The sequence below is a fragment of the Streptomyces atroolivaceus genome (genome assembly GCF_000717025.1).
GTDB lineage: Bacteria > Actinomycetota > Actinomycetes > Streptomycetales > Streptomycetaceae > Streptomyces > Streptomyces atroolivaceus.
In genome coordinates, this window is the sequence record NZ_JNXG01000007.1 from 109,191 (window position 1) to 127,373 (window position 18,183).

Here is an 18,183-nt window from a genome sequence, read left to right on the forward strand (position 1 = left end):
GGGTGGGTGGGGACAGCGCGAACGCCGGCGCAGTCGGCGGTTGCCCGGCATCCCGATGGTTGACTCTTGGCCCCCCGTGTAGGCGACATCTTCGTGCACAGCCTGGCGACTGTGGCTCCGGCCGTCGGCCGCATATGCGGAACGACCGCTCCTTCTCAGAACCGCCCCGGGCGCCCGTGACGCGTCGGGGTGGCACAAGCACACCATTCCTTCACGTCGAGGTGGTGTACGGGACAGCCGTGAACCAGCACACTGCGTGAACCGGGCATGTCTCGGCCCCCTGCACTCCTTCGCGCACGGTGGTCGGCTCGTCCTGACGTTCTTCCCCGTACGCCTGCCGATCGTCCTCGATCGGCAGGCGCTGTCAGCCCACGGGCGCGCCGAAGGATCGGGGCTTGCCGCTCTGAGCTGGTCCTGCCGGTCGCCGCCCTCTGCGCCACATTCTGCCTGTCTTCTGCCTGGAGTGCCGTACGCCGAGCTGCTTGGCTGGTCACAGCGGGGAACCGGGCCGCAGTGCCGCCGTCCGGGCCCGTCGCAGGGGTTCTTCCCTCGACGGGACATCCGCACGTGCCCGGGCACGGCCGTCCCCTCTTCGAGGCGTCGAGCATCCGCCAGCCCGTGCGACCACGGGTATCCGAGGGCCCCGCCGGTATTGCACGGATGAGAGGAGAGCCGGATGAGTCCGGTGCTGACGACCACTTCGGTGCCCCAGGAACACAGACTCGCCTTTTGGCGCCAGGCCGTGGAACACGCGCTGGTGCCTGTGAACATCGTCGTGCGCGGCGGCCGCCCCTTCGAGGGGAGCATCGTCACTCACCGCGTGGGGGCCCTGCGGGTCTCGGCTGTCGCCGCCGACGCGTACCGCGTAAGTCGGACGGCGGCCCACATCACACGCTCACCGGAGCCCCTCGTGGCCATAGCACTGCAGACATCGGGCACGACGGTACTTACCCAGGACGGACTACAGGTCATCGCGAACCCTGATGACCTCTTCGTCTGGGACACGACGCGTCCCTATTTCTTGGACTTCCCCGAGCGCTTCTCCACCAGCGTCGTTCACATCCCTCGCCACATGCTGGGTCTCTCGGACGAGGAACTTCGAAGCGCCACCGGCACTGTGTTCAGCACCGCCCAGGGGTGTGCCGCGGTATTGAAGCCGCTGCTCGCCACGGTCGTCGCCTCGGCGCACGTATTCTCCCCAGGTGCCGCGAGCGGTCTGGCGAACGGCTTCACCGATATTTTCGCTGCCCTGGTCGCCGAATCCACCGAAGGCGCGGAAACAGAGGTCTGGAACGCGCGGAATCAGTTCGTGCGACGCGTCCGCGCCCACATCGACGAGAACCTGGGGGATCCCGCCCTGTCACCGGAATCCGTCGCGAAGGCACACCACATCTCGGTGCGCTACCTGCACCGGGTTTTCGAGGGCGAAGGCATCACCGTGAGCCGGCTCATCCAGCGGCGCAGGCTGGAGGAGTGCGCGCGTGAACTGGCTCGCAGCGGCCGGACCGCGCCCACTGTCTCGTCCATTGCGCAGCGGTGGGGATTCGTCAATCCCACCCACTTCAGCCGGGTCTTCCGTGGCGCGTACGGCCTTCCGCCCCGCGAATGGCGCTCCATGCGTCTGTCGGCCGGAGACTCAGGGCCCCGGACTGCTCGTACCGTGGCGATGTCCCCGCCTCAAGTCCTCGGGACGCCGGACACAACCGGGGCCGTGAAGGTTCGTGTGCCGCTGGCGCGGGGAGGCCGTGCCGACGGGCCCACCCGACGTCTTGGTGCACCGGGTGATTGTCCGCCGAGGCCGCTGCTCGGAGACAGGGGATCACCGGTGAGATGACGACTCCGGTTCCCGAGCTTCCGGACAGAACTCGTCGGAGGTGAGGAGGCGTGGGCCCGTGAGGGAAAGGAGCGCGGATACGTTCGTCGAAATGAACGGTTGACAGGGTGTGTCCCGAGCAGCCCTTCCTCGGCCTTCTGGGTTGGGGCGACTGCCCGGCGACCGGCTCCGTCGACCAAGTTCGCGAAGACCTCACGCGGTCGGGCTCTGCGTCGCTTTCGAGTGCAACGTCGGCACACCTCTCTGCACTCACAGAACCGAAGCGTTCCCTGCGGAGTCGAGCTGGGCAACCTGCGCGTGTGACTCCTCGACGCGGCGGGGGTCGGCGTCGGATCCGAGCTCGATGCAGGTCAGGAAGGCCTCCCGCGCTTCCGTGACCCGGCCCGCATCAGCGAGCATTCGGCCCAGGTGGACCAGGTGGACGCTCATCACCGAGGCATTGCCCAGGTCATGGCTGACGCGCACCGCGTCCTGCACGCTTCTGACGGCCTCGTCCCACCGCCCCAGCAGAGCAAGGCTCCTGCCCGTCCCGGAAAGAATGCCGATGCGCGTCGTCGTGGCGATGTGGGGCTCTACCAGGGCGCCGGCCTCATCCAGGAAAGCATGGGTGCGCTGGTACGAGGCAAGGGCGGCCTCGGCATCCCCGTCCTCCAACAGATTCACGGATCGGGCGTGGTGAGCCTGAAGGCTGCCGTGGAGGTCGCCCGTGGATGCGAACAGGTCCGCCGCGTGGTCGCAGTGGCGAGCTGCTTCACCCGGTTGATTCAGGTTTCGACAGGCCCATGCGCGGTAATAGTGCGCCCATGCCTGCTGGGCGGCGTCACCGGCCTTCAGCGCGATCGACAGCGCTCGGGCGGACAGAGGCAGACTCGCAGCGGGACGGCTCTCGCAGATGAGAACGGCCCAGGCGCAATAGTTGAGCTGAGTCGCTTCCATGACCGCGTCACCGAGTGTCTTGGCACTGCGCGCGGCCGTACCGAACACCTCGGGCCAGTGCCCCCAGAAGATCCACTGGTCGGAGAACCAGTGGAGGGACTCAGCCACATCCACGACGAGCGCATGGTCGCCCGCCTCCGCCGCGGCACGCAGAGCAGTCAGCCAGTTCACTCCTTGTGTCTGCAGCCAGTCACGAGCCTTGTCAGCGGATGACAGATCCACCAGCCCCCGGAGGTCTGAAGGAGGCCCACCGTGATCCGGTTCGAACCAGCGGCCGGCGACCACGGTGGTTTCCAGCAACCAGCGATACAGATCGTCCCGAACCTTCTCTACCTCTCCGGGTTCCTCGTCGGCCTCCAGACGGACGTGCGCGTACAGGCGGAGCAGGTCGTGCAGCTTGAAGCGGTTTCCATGAGTACCGAGCAGGCCCGTTTCGATCAGCTCCCCCAGTGCGGCTTCCGCAGAGGGGAGATCCTGCCCGATCAGCCTCGCAGCGCAGGCCGGACCCGCGTCAGGACCGGGCACCAGAGCAAGGCGTCTGAAGAGGCGGGCGGCGTCAGGCGTGAGCTGATGATAGGACAGGTCGAACGCGGACGACACACGCATGTCGCCGGCGACCAGAGCGTCCAGACGGCGTTCCACGACAGCCAGCCTCTCGGCCAGCCTACGCACGGTCCAGCTGGTGCGGGTCGCCAGCCAACTTCCTGCCACGCGCAGGGCGAGCGGAAGATACCCGCACTGCCGAGCCAGGTCCTCGAGTGCGGAAGACTCGGCGGACGCGCGGCGCGTCCCGATCATGGCGGTGAGGAACGCGACGGCCTCACAGGGAGCCAGCTCCCCCAGCACGAGCCGGCGCGCACCGTGAAGCCCGGTGAGCATGCGCCGGCTGGTCACCATCACCACCGCTCGACCGTGCGCCGGAAGTAGTTCTCGCACCTGGGCCTCATCCCGGGCATTGTCCAGGACCAGCAGGCAGCGCTTGTTGGAGAGGAAATCCCGGTACAAGGCAGAGTGCCCTTCGGGGCCTGCGGTCGCGAGCTCTTGGTCCGCCACGCCGAAGGCCTTGCAGATGCTCAGCATGAGCTCGGCCGTCGAGGCCGGCGTGTCGTCCATACCGCGCAGATCAAGAACCATCCTGCCGTCCGGGAAGCTGTTCGCCGACTCCTGCGCCGCATGGAGAGCGAGCGTGGTCTTTCCTGTGCCAGGCGGACCCGACACAGTCACCAACACCGGCCGGTGCCTCTCAAGGTTCGTCCCGGCGCTATCCGTCCGCTCCGACAGCAGCGTGATGAGCGAAGCCAACTCCTCCTCACGGCCTACGAAGTCGTCGATGCCGCGGGGAAAGGTGCGTACAGCGACGGAATCACGGCTTCCGGGGGACCCTCTCCGCGCAGCCGCGAGGAGTTCATCGCATCGGCGCTCGTCCAGACGTAGGCCGGAGGCGAGCGCTGCCACTGTCCGCCGTTGCGGTTCCGCACGCCGTCCTCGCTCGAGATCGCCGATTCCTCGGACGCTCACCCCCGAAGCTTCGGCCAGGTCTTTCACGGTCATGTCTGCATTCAGCCGGAGGTGCCGCAACAACACACCGAACGCCAGTTCCTCCCGGTTCATTTTCATGTCGCCGTCATTCATTACTTGGGTGAGTCCACCCGTTCCCTGGCTCGCAAATGCTGCCCTTCGCCGACACATTCTTGCCCATCAGTACCCATGGTCGAAATTGCGTTCCTGCTGCGGTGACGTAGGGTGAGCACGCATGCACAGGTCATCCGTGCGGCAGGAGTCACAGGCGCGAACGGCGTGCGAGCCGGGCGGCGTCCGGCCTCGCCTCCACGCAGCTCTACCGGCCGAGCCGGCCGACCGGGCCTGGACGACTGCTCCGTGGGCGGGTCGCACGTCAGGCTGTCAAAGGGGATCACGCCGGCCCCTCGCCCGTCGGCCGCGGCTCTGTTCCGAGCACCACTCAATCGTTGACCGCCACGGTGTCCGTTCGCCGTGGCACTGAACGGCAGGAGCTTGGCGATGCCCTCGGCCCATGCCTTCTGCTGAACGCCGTCCCGTCGATCGAGGGCTTCTGGGACGTCCTCGCCGCAGGCCCCGGCGAACCCTCATCAACCGCCCTCGGAGCCTGGTGGGCTGGGCTTGCGACGTAGAGCTCGGGTATTGGTCATCACGACACCGCCTATGACGACCGCGCCGCCGATCATCTGAGCAGCGTCAAAGTGACGGCCTGCGAGAACGGTGAATATCGCGGTGAATACGGTGATGAGATTGAGGAATACACCCGCACCGTTGGCGGGCATCAGTTGCAGTGCGCGGTTCCATAGCAGGTAAGAGAGTACCGACGGGAAGACCGCGATAAAAAGCAAGGAGGCGACGGCATCCGCACTCTTCGGGAGATTTGGACCGCCAGTGGCAACACTGAAGGGTGCAAGTATGGTGACGGCCACTGCTGCTTGTACAACGGTGGAAGTTATCGGTGGCAAACGTGGTGCAAGCCGGCCGATGATCGTGTACGCGGTCCAGGCCCCGATCGCCCCGATCATGAGGAGCTCGCCCGTTCCGAATCCGGTGTCCAGCAAAGCGGTCAGATCTCCGCCGCTGAGGACAACGAGGACACCGACAAGCGCGATCAGGACACCGGCTGTCGCTGCCGGGGTCAGGCGTTCACGCAAGAATCCGGCGGCAGCCAGAGTGATGAGCGCGGGATTGAACGCGTTGATGAGCGAGGCGTTGAAAGCGTCGGTGTACGACAGGGCGGCGTACAGCAACAAGTTGTATCCCGCCAGACCTGATACGCCGAGTGAGATCAGCCACGGCCAGGAACTGAGGACCTGCCGCCAATGAGGTTTTTCGAGCACCTGAGCGATGGCGGCAAGCGGGACGAGTGCAGTCACCCAACGCAAAATGGTGAGGCTGAGGGGGTCGAGGCTCGCGACCGCGATGGAGCCGACGACGTAATTGCCGGCCCAGAAAAGCGTTGCTCCTAGCAGACAGGCGACGGCGCCTCCGCGGACGCGTCGGGATGTGCTGCCTGGGGTGTTACCCAGGCGGTTCTCGCTACTCGTGCTCTTCATTTTCATTGTCACCAGTGGTGCAGGGGCGCACTTCGAAGCCCGTAAGGCCCGAACGAACGACGTTTCCAGGAGGTTCGCCCAGTGAGCGAGTCGTTGTCGTGTCTGGCCGTCCAGGTATCACCTGCTCGGGAACCACGTGCACCGTCCTGCCCGCGTAGGTCGCACGCCCGACCTCCAAGCGCGTCGTGCGCCATTTGGCGGGGGAGAGGCCGTACGCGTTCCGGAACACCCTGCTGAAGTGGGTCGGATTGATGAAGCCCCAGCGCTGGGCGATGGCCGAAACGGTGGGTGCCGTGCGGCTCTGGTTGACCAGGTCACGCGCACACTCCTCGAGCCGACGTTGCCGGATCAGTCGACCGATGGTGATGCCCTCGGTCTCGAAGAGTCGGTGGAGGTAGCGCACCGAGATGTGATGGGCGCGCGCCACGGACTCCGGTGACAGGGCGGGATCGGCCAGGTGTACGTCGATGTACTCACGTACGCGCTGCACGAGATGGTTCCGGGTGGGCCCTGTGCCCGCCGCTGATTCCTCGATCTGCTCGGTTACCAGGGTGGAGAAGAGATCGATGAGGCCGTTGGCCAGCCCGCTGGCCGCAGGGGGCGAGTAGAGGTGAGCGGAGGAGACCACCGTGGTGAGAAGGGGTTTCAGGATTGCGGCGCACCCTTGGTTCGTCGCGATCGCACGGCCGCTGACGCTACTGAGCTCCGTCTCCGAGAGGGCAAGCATGTCGCGAGGGATGTATACCGTGCGGGTGGAATAGCGCTCCGGGTGATCGAGGACGTACGGGCGTGATGTTTGGTGGACGAAGAGGTCGCCCTCGTTCACAGTGGCCAGCCGGCCGTCCTGGATCAGCTCCGTCCGGCCCGTCGTCTGAACGCTCAGTGCCACCAGTGGCTCCGGCGACTGTGCTATGTGTGACGCTGTCCGCTTTACGCGTTGTGCGTCGGCCTCGACGGTGACCACCCGCAGGGCACCTACGTGTGCGGTGATGATCTGCCCGGTGAAGGGACCGTCCGCGTGCGGTAGGGCGGCCGCGGGAACCAGCGAGTGGTTCACCAGCTGGCGCCGGTGGGCGGTTCGGTGCCCGTCGGCGACCGTGGATGTGGTCGTCATCGTACTCATCCGGCTCCACACCCCGATCTCTTTTCCTGCCGTCGGGCTCCGTACGGAGAACAGGGAAGCAGGAGGGCGTTGTTGTACGGGATGGTCACGCTTCTCCTCCGTTCCGTGTGCGCACGCTCTCCGAGAGCCGGTGCAGCAGTTCGGGTACGTCGTCCATACCGGTGCGGACTTCGAGGAAGACGAGCCGGTCGGTCGCCTCTTCGGCTCGCTCCAGGGCGTGGGCAAGGCCGGCGGGGGTAGCCGCTTGCAGCACGAGCGCGTCCGGTGCACCGAGCGCGGCGGGGACGGCCGACCAGTCCCAGGTGGCAATGTCGTTGTAGGGAGCGCGGGGGCCGTGGATGGCTCGTTCGACGGTGTATCCGTCGTTGTTGACAAGGACGATCACCGGAGTCAGCCCCTGGCGGGCTATGGTGCCGAGTTCCTGGATCGTCATCTGTGCGGAGCCGTCGCCGATAAGTAGCAGTCCGCGCCGCGCAGGGTCGGCGAGCTGGGCGCCGAGAAGCGCCGGCAGGGTGTAGCCGATGGATCCCCACAGGGGCTGTGCGATGAACTTCGCACCGCTCGGCAGGCGGCGTGTGCACATGCCGAAGAACGAGGTGCCTTGTTCGGCGAGCACGGTCGTGTCCGGTGTGACCCAGGTGGCGAGCGCGTCCCACAGGTGTTCCTGAGTCAGTGGCTCCGTCCCGTCCACGGCTGTGGATGATGCGGCGGGTCGGCTGTCCGGGCTCGCCCCGCCGGGTCGTTGCCCGATGAGCTCCGTGAGCACATCGAGGGCGGCTTCCATCGGCAGTCCCTCGAAGACCTTGCCCTCCACCCGCGCTTCGTACGGGCCGATGTCGATTCCCGCTTCGGGGTCGAAGCCGTGGGTGAAGCCGCCGGTCGTGGTGTCCGCGAGCAGGACACCCACCTGGATCAGCAGATCGGCCTCGTCCACGGCCTGGCGCGCCGCCGGTTCTACGAGCGCACCGGAGTAGACGCCGGTGAACCCGGGGGTCTCCTCGCCCAGCAACGACTTACCCATTGACAGGGTGGACCAGGGCAGCCGTCCTACAGCGATCAGACGGGCGAGCGGGGCCCGGGCGTGGTGGCGGTCGGCGAGAAAGTCGGCGAGGACGGTGATGTGCCGAGCCTCGGCGATGCGCGCGCGGGCAGAGTCTCGGAAGGAAGCTCGGCTCGTCTCGTCCACCGTGGTCTCCACACGCAGCGGACCAAGAGGTGCTGGGACCTGTGCGGTGGCAACGTCCGAAGGAAGACGGAGATACCCGGGACGGCTCATGTGCAGCGCAGTGGCCAGCACCCTGTCGATCTCGGCCGGCGCCGTCTCCGGCCGGAGCACGGCGGCCGCGCAGACCAATGGCGCATGGGCGCGGGCGAAGCGATCGTAGTCCCCGTCGCCGGCCGTGTGGTGCACGACGGCACCCGCCCGCTCTGTGCTGCTGGACGGACCGACTGTGAGATGCACGAGGGACACTCGTTCGGCATAACTGCCGGCGACGCCGTTGGCGGCGCTGAGTTCCCCCACACCGAAGGTCGTGAGCAGAGCTCCGAACCCTCGCACCCGGGCGTATCCGTCCGCGGCATATGAGGCGCCGAGCTCGTTCGCCGTGCCGACCCACTCGATGTTCGGAAAGGCCAGAACAGTGTCCAGAAGGGCAAGATTGTAGTCCCCGGGAACACCGAACAGATGACGCACGCCGAGTGCGGCGAGACGTTGCAAGAGGTACTCCGCAACTGTGACGGTCGGGGGCGGTTCGTTCACGCTCATGCTCACCAGCATCGTCACGAACGGCTGCCGACTCCACGGGTGTATCGGAGAAACCGCAGCGCCGAAACTGTGGAATCCACAGGGCGAGCGTTAGCCTGGTCCCGACATGAGGTAGCGGAAGGCGGGTCACCCATGGCTGTCCAGCCGGCGATCGTGGAACTGTGTCAGACGGTGGCGGGCGATCTCGGGGACGTGGTCCCGGCTATCGTCGACCGCATCCGCCGCGAGGTCCCCGGCTATCAGGCGGTGGACCGCACGGAACACGAGCACGCGGTGACCCTGCAGTACGAGGGACTGCTCACCGGTCTGATCACCCGGCGTCCACCATCGGCCGAAGAGAGCGAGCGGGCGCGCGAACTCGGCCGACGGCGCGCCCGGCAAGGGCTAGCCATCGAGTCGATCATCGGCGCTTACCACGTCGGCTACCGCGAAATGTGGAACACGCTGCTGAGCAGGGTGGGCCCCGAGGACCAGGCGATGCGGTCGGATCTCGCGAGTGTTGTCGGCACGGTGTGGATGTGGATCGAGCAGGCAAGCAGCGCGGCCGCCGACGCCTACGGAGAGACCGTCCGCGCCGAGGACGCCCTCGCACACCGTTTCCTGGGCACGCTGACGGCGGGCGGACCGGTGACGGCGGAGCACACACGGATGGCGGAGGCCTTCGGTTTTGATCCGACCGGTGACTTCCAGGCCGTCTGCTCGCCGGCGGACGCCTGGCGCGACGAGGACACGACGGCCCTGCGGGACCAAGTGCGCTCACACCGAGGCACCCTCATGTGCGCCGTTCGCGACGACCTGCTGATCGCGGTCCTGCAGTCCATCCCAGCCACGGCGTTCGTCGAGGCGATGCGTAGTCACGGTTCCCGCGCCGCTGTCGGCGTGGGCCTGGCCCGGGAAGGGTTGGCGGGGGCGTCCATAAGCATCGTCGACGCTCTTGAGGTACTCCCGGCCGGCGGCACGGGCGAGGTTGCCACCTTCGAGCGGGACTGGCTGATCGCGACCGTCCGGCCACGGGCCGACCGGCTCACTGCTCTGCTCGACCCGTGCCGCCGCACGGCCCAGGCTCACCCCGACATCGCCGAGACGGTGCGCGCCTTCGCCGAACACGGCTTCTCGCTCACGAGTACCGGCCGGGCTCTGCACATCCACCCCAACACGGTCCGCTACCGACTGGAGAGATGGCAGGAATTGACGGGCCGGGACGCACGTACCTGGGCAGGGCTGAGCGTCGGCATGGTCGCGCTCGATCTTCCGATGACGCACACGAGCAGCTGAAGCGCTCCACCTTGCCGTCCGATGCCTGCTTTCCGACGCCTCCCAGCCCCTGGCGAAACGATCAGTACTGTGGTTGAACTCGTGCTGCCGTAGTGGGTGGCGTCTGACCGTTACTACAGGTCACCGCGGTATGCGGTATTCGCAAAAGGGTGGGCTGGCTGCCGAACTACCACGGGCGCGCGCGGTGTTACGGCTTCGAGGCGTCGGGGCAGCTCGCAGCTCGCCCTGGGCGAGGGCAGCACCGCGGCTGAAGGTTGTTGCAGAAGGGTGGGTGCGGGCAGGAGGCCGAGCGCGCATGCACGGCAGGCGAGTGGCATGACAGGCGGGCCAGGCTGGCTCGCGCTGCGCTGCTTCGAACTTCCCGGCCTGGACAAGGCGCTGCATAGCATGCGTCCTGGGTAGGAGACTCTCCTCGCGGTAGCCGTCACAGTCAGGGCTCCGATGCCGATGTAGTCCGGCCCACGGCGAAGGATCAGTCTATTACCTCACTGCACACGAATGGAGATGTCTCGCTATTACTGTGAGATACCGAGTCGTGCGACGGTTTTCATCAGCCCTCATCCGATCTGTTCAGTGAGTTCGGCAATGGCTCGATCGACATTCATGTACAGGCTCTCCGTCCCCCACGAAACCAGTGCGAACGTCTGGTCAAGAAAGTCAGCAACTTCCGAGAGGGGCGCCTCGATGACTGCGGCTCCCCCGCCGTTTCTCAAGGTGATGCGTACAGTGTGCGAGAGATCGTCGGCCCTCACCAGGACATCTCCGGTTCCCGTGGGCTGCCACAGACCGGCGGCAAGCAGATCGCGCGCGAACACCCAGTGGATCGGGGTACTCAAAGGGGCGCCGAGAGTGAGGCGCACTGCGAAGGGGTCCGTGACCACGTAATGCAGACCAGCGGCCAACGGAACGGGCATGCCTGTAGGGACGTTGACGTGTGCTGACAGCGTGCTGACGACTGTGTCGACTCGATTGCTCACGAGTCCTCCTAAGGGGGATACCGGGCTTTGTCTTCTGCCCATGACCCTAGAAGTACTTGTTCGATGCATCTTGACGTGTAGTGCACGCAACGATGTCCATGCGGGTACCCGTCGCTCATGCCCCTACATTCGATCGATGCGCCGCGCTGAAGCAGTTCTCGTCGGCCGGGTCGTCCAGTTCCCACGGACCGTCGTGTCCGTACGTGACGAGCGTCTTCTTCTCGTCCCGCATCTTGTATCCGGTGTTCGGGCAGTCGACGACGTTGCGGCCCAGCCGGTCCACGGCGGCCGCGACGAGACCGTCACAGGGGCCCTTCTCGTCGCGGAGCCAGGGGCCCAGCTTCGGGCGGGACACGGGGTCGGTGGCGCCCGAGACCTCCCAGTCGTCGGCCCAGCCGATGATGTGCGCGCCAACGGACGCTGCGGCTGTGAGGACGTCCTCCCGCTGACGCTCAGGGGACGACGTCGCCAACTTCACGCGCGACAGGCGCCGCACGCCGAGCAGGCATTTACCGCATCCGTCGTAGGGACGTTCGATCGCATGTGGGGTCGTACCGTGCAAGATTCTCTCCGTTCGCGCACGCATGGTACGGAGAATCGGCGGCACGACCCCTGGGAGCGATCTTGGTCAGCCCAGGAAGCTCAGCCGCACCTGACGGCCCGGATTATCGACGTTCGTGTCCACCAACCTCCGTTAAGGCAACCGTCACGTTATCTGGTCACGCCCCCACGAATCAGCCGTCGAAGGGCTTCGCATGGCGGGCATGACATATGTCCGCACCTGGTCCGGCTGGGCATATGTGGCGTTCGTCCTGGACGTGTACTCGCGGATGAGCGTCGGCTGGCAGGTCGCGAACCACATGCGAACGGAACTGCTGCTGGACGCACTGGAGATGGCATTGTGGAGGCCGAGGATCAAGAGGGACTACGGCCTCATCCATCACAGCGACCGCGGGTCGCGATACGTGTCAATTCGGTATATCGACCGGCTCGCAGACATCGGCGCCTCCGCCTCCGTCGGGTCGGTCGCGGACTCGTATGACAACGCGATGGCCGAGGCGCTGAACGGCCTTCGAGGCCGAACTCGTGGAGATGCAGGGCCCCTGGAACGACGTCGACCAGGTCGAACGGGCGATCTCCCCAATGGATCACCTGGTACAACGAAGAATGTCTTCACTCCGCGCTCGACTACGTTCCGCCCGCCGAGTACGAGGGATCCTTCTGGCGAAGCAAGGAGCAGACCCCGCAGTCCACCAAGGCCACCGGACTCTACGAAACTCGGGGCAGCTCAGTATGAGGGCGGGAGCCGACGGGCCACATAGGCCCGTTGTCAGTAGCGTCCGGCAGAATCCGCTTCACCGACGCCACCATGACCTGGAGTCGCCCGGTAGGAGAAGAGGGTTCCTGTGCGTGAACTGCCCATGTTCGAACGTCTTTACCCCGATGTCCAGCTGACGTCCCCCTCGGAGAGATTCGTGCTGCGGTGCGACTCGGAGGGTATCGCCGTAGTCACGGACACCGATAGCGGTCAGGTCGTCTGGCGGGCGGGCGCGGCTGGACAGCTGTTGCTCGGACACGGGTACGAGGTCGTAGTCGAGGGCGGGGAGGACGACGACACGGTCTGGCGCTCCGGTTTCGCCGCGCCCGGGGCGCAATACCTCATCCTCACAGACGCCGGAGAGCTGGAACTCCTGGACCGCACACACGTCCGCCTGGGCAACATACGCACCGGACTTACCCACCCGGTGCCGCTCGGAGACGCGGCGCCCGCGGCTGCCATCACCCGGGATGCCTATCTGGTCAGGGAGGGGAAGATGCGGCGGACAGTGGCCCGCGAGCAGGACGGATGGCTGCGGGTCTGCGAGTACGGGAAGGGCGGGGGAATGAGCTACGCGCTGACCCGTCCACTGGTCGACTGGTTCGAACAGGAGGGCGCCGTGCTCACCTGGCGCCGGCACCTGGCGGGTGGTTCGAAATCCAAAGGCCTGATGCTGTGCCTGGTCGACTCCGCCGGGACCGTCCTGTGGCACGAGGGCACCCAACGCCCGCATGGACCGGTCCCCCCGGGAGAGCCCTACGCGTACGGTGGGCCCGCGTTGGAGGTGGGAGGGCGCCTGCGCAACCAGTCCCTGTCGTCTCCCGCCGGTACGCACACACTGGCTCACCAGGGCAACGGGGACCTGACTCTGTACTGCCACACCGAGCGCCGTGCCGTGTGGTCGACCGGCACGGGGTGGGTGGACGGAGGATGGGCCGAGCTCTCCGAGGACGGTGTCCTCTTGGTCCGCAACACCCATGGTGTCCCGGTGTGGAGTTCCGGCCCGTCCGGTTCGGGGGCCCGCCGGCTCGTGGTCGGTGATGACGGCTGTGCCGAACTGCGGGATGTGGACGGCCGGTCGGTGTGGTCCACAGGCACACACACGGCGTGCCACGGCCCCACGGCCGACGCCCCGAGGGGTGCCGTGCTGCGCCGGGGACAGACGCTCGGACGGCACTCCCTCACCTCCCCCGACGGAAGCACCGTGCTCGGACACTGGGACGAACGCCGCCTTGTTCTGTTCGGGGCCGACCAGACCTGGCTCTGGTACGTGCACCTCGGCGAAGCGGCCGAGCCCGGACTGCGACTCGACGAGGACGGCATGCTGCGCGTTCTCGGCGACGAACGCCCACCGCTGGGCGGACCGGCCGACGAACTGCGTGTCGAGGAGGGCGGAGTGGCCCTGTGCCGTGCCGACGGCACCGTCGTCTGGCGCGACGGCGAGCCGGTGGCCGAGCCCGCCGCCACCCCGAACCCGCACGCACAGGGAGGACTCGTGAAGAGCCTGCCGGACACGGACGAGACCCTGCTGATCCGCACCGACTTCGCCGACCCGACCGCTTGGCAAGCCCTGCTCACGACCGTCATGACACCGAACCAGGACGGCTTCCTCGCGAACGTCCACCCAGTGGATGATCTCGCCTATCGCGACCTGACGACCAAACAGATCCTCTCGGCGGCACGCGAGCTGGACACCGATCTTCTCATCGTGGCCGACAAGACCGCCCTCACGGCGCCGGAAATGCCGCTGGTGGCCCTCCTGCTCTTCGACGAGGACGACGAATGTGAGGAGGGTGAGGCAAGGCAGGGGCACGGCCGACTCCGAGTCGTAGCCACAGCACTGTGGTCGGTCGAGAACAACATCTCCCTCGCCAACATGGATTGGGAGGACTTCGAGAAAGCCGCCGACAACGGTGTCTTCCGGGGCTTCTGACCTCGGCAGGATCGAAGGGGCGGCCCGAAACGCGTCAGATGAGTCGAACATCCTCCGTCAGGCTGCCGAGGTGCGGGCCATCGATCCGCACGGGGCCGTTTCCGGGGCTGCGAGGCCCGTGCGCCCGGCGCGGGCCTGACCCTGTCGGAGGCAAACCGGTGCACCGGTTCTGCGTGAGCGTACCGGTGCGCAGCTTCGTGGGGGTGCGGATCGGAAAACTTCACCTGTCAGGGGCGGTCGAGCGCTTGACCGATGGCGGGCTGCCTGTTGCCCGAGTCGAGAATTCCATCAGGAAGCCTACTCATGTGGGGGCGCCATGCCAGAACGCCGCTGTGAAGAGCGGCGATGCCGTCGTTCACATCCCAGAGGGCTGCCCGGGGACGGAACTTCCCTACGATTCGGACCCGTTGAGTTTCCTCCAGTCATCCGGACGCCTCAGTCCCGCGACGAAGCAGCGGCACGCGGTCGGCCGACCTCCTCATGTCAGTCAGGCCATTCATGCCATGGGACGGCACGTGGTGAGCGTGCCGTCCCACGCGGGCGGTTCGTCGGCGTCACGCCGGGGCGTCTTCCTTTCTGAGTCGGAGAGGTCATTGGAGCAGCGTATTTCCACCACAAATCGCAGTTGGTCCATGAATCAGATGTTTCGCCCGTGGGCTGCGTTTGCAGGTGGGAGGACACCGGAGGGTTGAGGGGTCCAGGAATTCCTTGGGGTGCAATCCAACATCTCGGTAAGGGTCCCGGAGGGGAGGGGGCCAGCCATGACCGACACGGCAATAGCGTCAGTGCGAACGGCTCCCGAGCCGGCGCCGGTGGCTCAAACGTTGCGAGTACGCGAACCGGGCAAGTGGAAGTTAAGGAGACCCCAGATGGCTTTGCAGGTCAGCAAAGCGGTCCTGGTACGGCTTCTCGGACACGGAGCAGGCGGCAGCCGCTAGGCGCGAGCGCAGGGACCCGGACTGGGCACGCGTGGAGAAGGCCCTTCAGACATGGGAAAGAGCTGGTGGCCGGAGCCCAGCGCTACGGAGAGAGGCAGCCCTGCAGAAGCACGCCTTGGAAGGCCTTGCGACAGCCGTGAGCCGCACCCCCTTGGAGCGCGACGTCGGCTCCCTGCGCGAGGACCAGCGAGTGCGGGAAGCGGTGGAGGCTCAAGGCGATGGTTCGGAACCCGTGCACCGGGGTGGATGACCACCTGCCACAGCAGGCGTGCGCCCCGCTTCCGAGGTCCGCCTGGTCCGACAGATGGCCAAGATGAGGGAGCTTCACGCTTAGGACGCAGCGATCAGTCGGTGGGTTACCCGCTCCGCGGTCCAAGTCCTCATGACTTCCTCTCTCGTAACCCTTTGGACCGAGGTCGCCTTTGGGGAGACCTGTCGGCCCCTCCCCCTCCCCCCTGTGTGCCGGCTCGCCACCGTCACGGGCTGTCGGCCAGTGGCCCACTGCCCTCTGCCCAGGATCCGGGCCATACTCGGACCAGCCGCCTGCAGTGCGGTCGAATCACGACCGTTTCCGCTCGTCAGTATCCACGCGAGTGGTGTACCACCAGCAGACGCAGAATCTGCTATCAGATGTGACACGCTCACCTGGCGCCCACAGGGGCTACCCAGTTGGTACGGCCGGAGTGTCCCTCTACAGTCACATCAGAGCAGCTCACTGGCCGAGGAAGCTCAGACGGACGCTGCGGTTGGTGTTACTCGTGTTTGTATCGACCAGACAGACGGACTGCCACGTCCCCAGCTCCAGCCGCCCCCCGATCACCGGCAAGGTGGCGTGTGGCGGTACGAGGGCCGGAAGTACGTGGTCGCGGCCGTGGCCGGGGCTCCCATGACGGTGTCGCCAGCGGTCGTCGGCGGGGAGCAGGGTCTGCAGAGCGGTGAGCAGGTCGTCGTCGCTGCCGGCGCCGGTCTCCAGGATCGCGATGCCGGCGGTCGCGTGGGGCACGAAGACGTTGAGCAGGCCGTCGCCGCCGCGGGCGGCGCGGGTGAGGAACTGTTCACAGTCCGCTGTCAGGTCCGTGACCGTCTCGGTCCGTCCGGTGGTGACGCTCAGCAGATGCGTGGTGAAGGAGGACATGGGCCCATTCTGTCGTCGGCGGGAAGGGTCTCGCGCGCCCGGGAAGATCCAGGAGTCGGACACGGTTGGTAGAAACGTGAACAACTTCGGGATCGGTGAGCTGGACGTGGCCGTCATCGGCGCCGGGCAGGCGGGCCTGTCCGCCGCGTACCACCTGCGGCACGCCGGCCTCGAGCCCGACCGGGACTTCGTCGTGCTTGATCACGCGCCCCGGCCCGGCGGCGCCTGGCAGTTCCGCTGGCCCTCGCTGACCTACGGCAAGGTGCACGGCATGCACTCCCTGCCCGGCATGGAGCTTACGGGCGCCGACGACAGCCGGCCGTCGTCCGAGGTGATCGGTGCCTACTTCGAGGCGTACGAGCGCCGCTTCGGCCTGCGGGTGCACCGCCCGGTCGAGGTGAGCACCGTACGCGAGGGTGAGAGCGGCCGACTGATCGTCGAGACCTCCGAGGGTACCTACGCCACGCGCGCGCTGATCAACGCCACCGGGACCTGGGACCGGCCGTTCTGGCCGCGCTATCCGGGCCAGGAGACCTTTCGCGGGCGGCAGTTGCACACCGCGAACTATCCGGGGCCGGAGGAGTTCGCCGGCCTGCGGGTGGTCGTGGTCGGCGGTGGCGCGTCGGGCACCCAGCACCTGATGGAGATCTCCGAGGTGGCCACGGAGACCTACTGGGTGACGCGGCGCCCCCCGGTTTTCCGGGAGGGCCCGTTCGGCGAAGAACAGGGGCGGGCGGCGGTGGCCATGGTGGAGGAGCGCGTACGCCGCGGGCTCCCGCCGCAGAGCGTGGTGAGCGTGACCGGGCTGCCGCTGAACGACGCCGTCCGGCACGCGCGCGAGCAGGGGGTCCTCGACCGGCTGCCGATGTTCGAGCGGATCACGCCGGACGGGGTGGTCTGGCCCGATGGCCACGCGGTCGAGGCCGACGTGATCCTGTGGGCGACCGGCTTCCGGGCCGCCGTCGATCATCTGGCGCCGCTGAGGCTCCGCGAACCGGGCGGCGGCATCCGCGTCGAGGACACCCGGGCGGTGCGGGACCCTCGCGTCCATCTCGTCGGTTACGGTCCGTCCGCCAGCACGATCGGCGCCAACCGGGCCGGCCGGGCGGCGGTGCGTTCGGTCACCCGGCTCCTGGCAGGCGTGCGGGCTTGACCGGGGAGCCACGATCGGACGGACACCGGCAGGACGACCACGGACACCGGTCGGAGGGACCACGGACAACGACCGGTGCCGCCTCACGACAGGCGAACATGAGGCCGGACACTCCCTACGCCCGCTCGGACACGCAGCCCTGCCGGTTCCGTCGGCCACCCCTGCCGCACGGAACACGGTCACGGCCGAGCACACTACGAGGGCAGGCACCTGCGGCAGCACATGCAGGAGCACATGCAACCGTCTCCACGCGGCGGTACTTCGGTGACGCGGGCGGAGGGCTACGGCTACGGGCGCACACGAACCAGGGGCGACGAGCCTCGCGCGGGCCGGTGGCCACCGCGACGCGAGCTTCGCGAAAAAAACATAGTGTGAAGAGCGGATGGAGGGGCACCCGGGTAGACATGCTCCCCGTCGTCCTGGTCCTCCTGCTTGCCCTCGCACTCTCCGGCGCCGGCATCGCCCTCGAGACCCTCTGGTGGATCGCGCTCATCGTGCTCGCCGTACGGCTCCTCGGATTCCTCGTCCGGCCGGCCGGACGAGGCGGCCGGTCAGGCCACCGCTACCGCTGGTAACAGTGCGGGGCGTCACCCCTCCACTTGGGACTCGAAGAGCTTCCCACCACAGGTTTCGCCATTCCGGCAGGGGTGGCGGCGACGGTCGCACGCACACGAGGCCGGGAGCTGCGGCCCATGGCATACGCTGCACTGAAACGTCATCAC

The 18,183-nt window shown here is 67.0% G+C and carries 13 protein-coding genes and 1 pseudogene; 7 read left to right on the forward strand and 7 right to left on the reverse strand.

Annotation, left to right across the window (positions count from 1 at the left end):
• The first annotated feature begins 676 nt into the window (after nucleotides 1-676).
• Complete coding sequence (locus OO67_RS16560) at nucleotides 677-1,834, forward strand: AraC-like ligand-binding domain-containing protein (RefSeq protein WP_063746153.1); 1,158 nt, start codon at nucleotides 677-679, stop codon at nucleotides 1,832-1,834.
• Nucleotides 1,835-2,083: 249 nt separating this feature from the next.
• Here the strand turns inward: OO67_RS16560 and OO67_RS16565 are convergent, their stop codons facing one another.
• From OO67_RS16565 to OO67_RS16575, 4 genes are all read right to left on the reverse strand, one after another.
• Nucleotides 2,084-4,402, reverse strand: coding sequence for an ATP-binding protein (locus OO67_RS16565; RefSeq protein ID WP_244300239.1), 2,319 nt, complete (start codon nucleotides 4,400-4,402; stop codon nucleotides 2,084-2,086).
• Between the two features lie 476 nt (nucleotides 4,403-4,878).
• Nucleotides 4,879-5,844 (reverse strand): DMT family transporter, encoded by a 966-nt coding sequence (locus OO67_RS36785; protein WP_106972762.1) that lies wholly within the window; start codon nucleotides 5,842-5,844, stop codon nucleotides 4,879-4,881.
• Entirely contained in the window at nucleotides 5,828-6,958 is a 1,131-nt protein-coding gene (locus OO67_RS16570) for a helix-turn-helix domain-containing protein (RefSeq protein WP_063746154.1), read from the reverse strand. The genes OO67_RS36785 and OO67_RS16570 overlap by 17 nt, the downstream gene beginning before the upstream one ends.
• A 94-nt stretch (nucleotides 6,959-7,052) precedes the next feature.
• Nucleotides 7,053-8,732, reverse strand: a complete 1,680-nt coding sequence (locus tag OO67_RS16575; protein WP_033301303.1) for an alpha-keto acid decarboxylase family protein — start codon at nucleotides 8,730-8,732, stop codon at nucleotides 7,053-7,055.
• A 132-nt stretch (nucleotides 8,733-8,864) separates the two neighbouring features.
• Here OO67_RS16575 and OO67_RS16580 point away from each other — a divergent pair, with 132 nt between their 5' ends.
• Nucleotides 8,865-10,007: a PucR family transcriptional regulator gene (locus tag OO67_RS16580; protein WP_033300941.1), complete on the forward strand. Its 1,143-nt coding sequence runs from the start codon at nucleotides 8,865-8,867 to the stop codon at nucleotides 10,005-10,007.
• A 557-nt stretch (nucleotides 10,008-10,564) separates the two neighbouring features.
• On the opposite strand, the gene OO67_RS16585 is transcribed toward OO67_RS16580, so the two are convergent.
• Nucleotides 10,565-10,984 carry an SsgA family sporulation/cell division regulator gene (locus OO67_RS16585; RefSeq protein WP_157841698.1) on the reverse strand — a complete coding sequence of 140 codons (420 nt, stop codon included), beginning with the start codon at nucleotides 10,982-10,984 and terminating at the stop codon, nucleotides 10,565-10,567.
• Between the two features lie 115 nt (nucleotides 10,985-11,099).
• Nucleotides 11,100-11,462, reverse strand: coding sequence for a recombinase family protein (locus OO67_RS36790; RefSeq protein ID WP_244300240.1), 363 nt, complete (start codon nucleotides 11,460-11,462; stop codon nucleotides 11,100-11,102).
• Between the two features lie 286 nt (nucleotides 11,463-11,748).
• Here OO67_RS36790 and OO67_RS40845 point away from each other — a divergent pair, with 286 nt between their 5' ends.
• The 3 genes and pseudogenes from OO67_RS40845 to OO67_RS39885 all read left to right on the forward strand — a co-directional run.
• Complete coding sequence (locus OO67_RS40845; RefSeq protein ID WP_157841699.1) at nucleotides 11,749-12,306, forward strand: DDE-type integrase/transposase/recombinase; 558 nt, start codon at nucleotides 11,749-11,751, stop codon at nucleotides 12,304-12,306.
• A gap of 99 nt (nucleotides 12,307-12,405) precedes the next feature.
• Nucleotides 12,406-14,235, forward strand: coding sequence for a DUF6924 domain-containing protein (locus tag OO67_RS16600; protein ID WP_244300241.1), 1,830 nt, complete (start codon nucleotides 12,406-12,408; stop codon nucleotides 14,233-14,235).
• A 909-nt stretch (nucleotides 14,236-15,144) separates the two neighbouring features.
• Nucleotides 15,145-15,423 (forward strand): annotated as a pseudogene (locus tag OO67_RS39885) (FUSC family protein); the annotation flags it as partial.
• Nucleotides 15,424-15,885: 462 nt separating this feature from the next.
• On the opposite strand, the gene OO67_RS16605 reads toward OO67_RS39885, so the two are convergent.
• Nucleotides 15,886-16,308, reverse strand: coding sequence for a secondary thiamine-phosphate synthase enzyme YjbQ (locus OO67_RS16605; protein ID WP_033300945.1), 423 nt, complete (start codon nucleotides 16,306-16,308; stop codon nucleotides 15,886-15,888).
• Nucleotides 16,309-16,384: 76 nt separating this feature from the next.
• Here OO67_RS16605 and OO67_RS16610 point away from each other — a divergent pair, with 76 nt between their 5' ends.
• Nucleotides 16,385-17,461 (forward strand): NAD(P)-binding domain-containing protein, encoded by a 1,077-nt coding sequence (locus tag OO67_RS16610; protein ID WP_033300947.1) that lies wholly within the window; start codon nucleotides 16,385-16,387, stop codon nucleotides 17,459-17,461.
• Nucleotides 17,462-17,865: 404 nt separating this feature from the next.
• Nucleotides 17,866-18,036 (forward strand): hypothetical protein, encoded by a 171-nt coding sequence (locus tag OO67_RS16615; protein ID WP_033300948.1) that lies wholly within the window; start codon nucleotides 17,866-17,868, stop codon nucleotides 18,034-18,036.
• Nucleotides 18,037-18,183 lie beyond the last annotated feature (147 nt).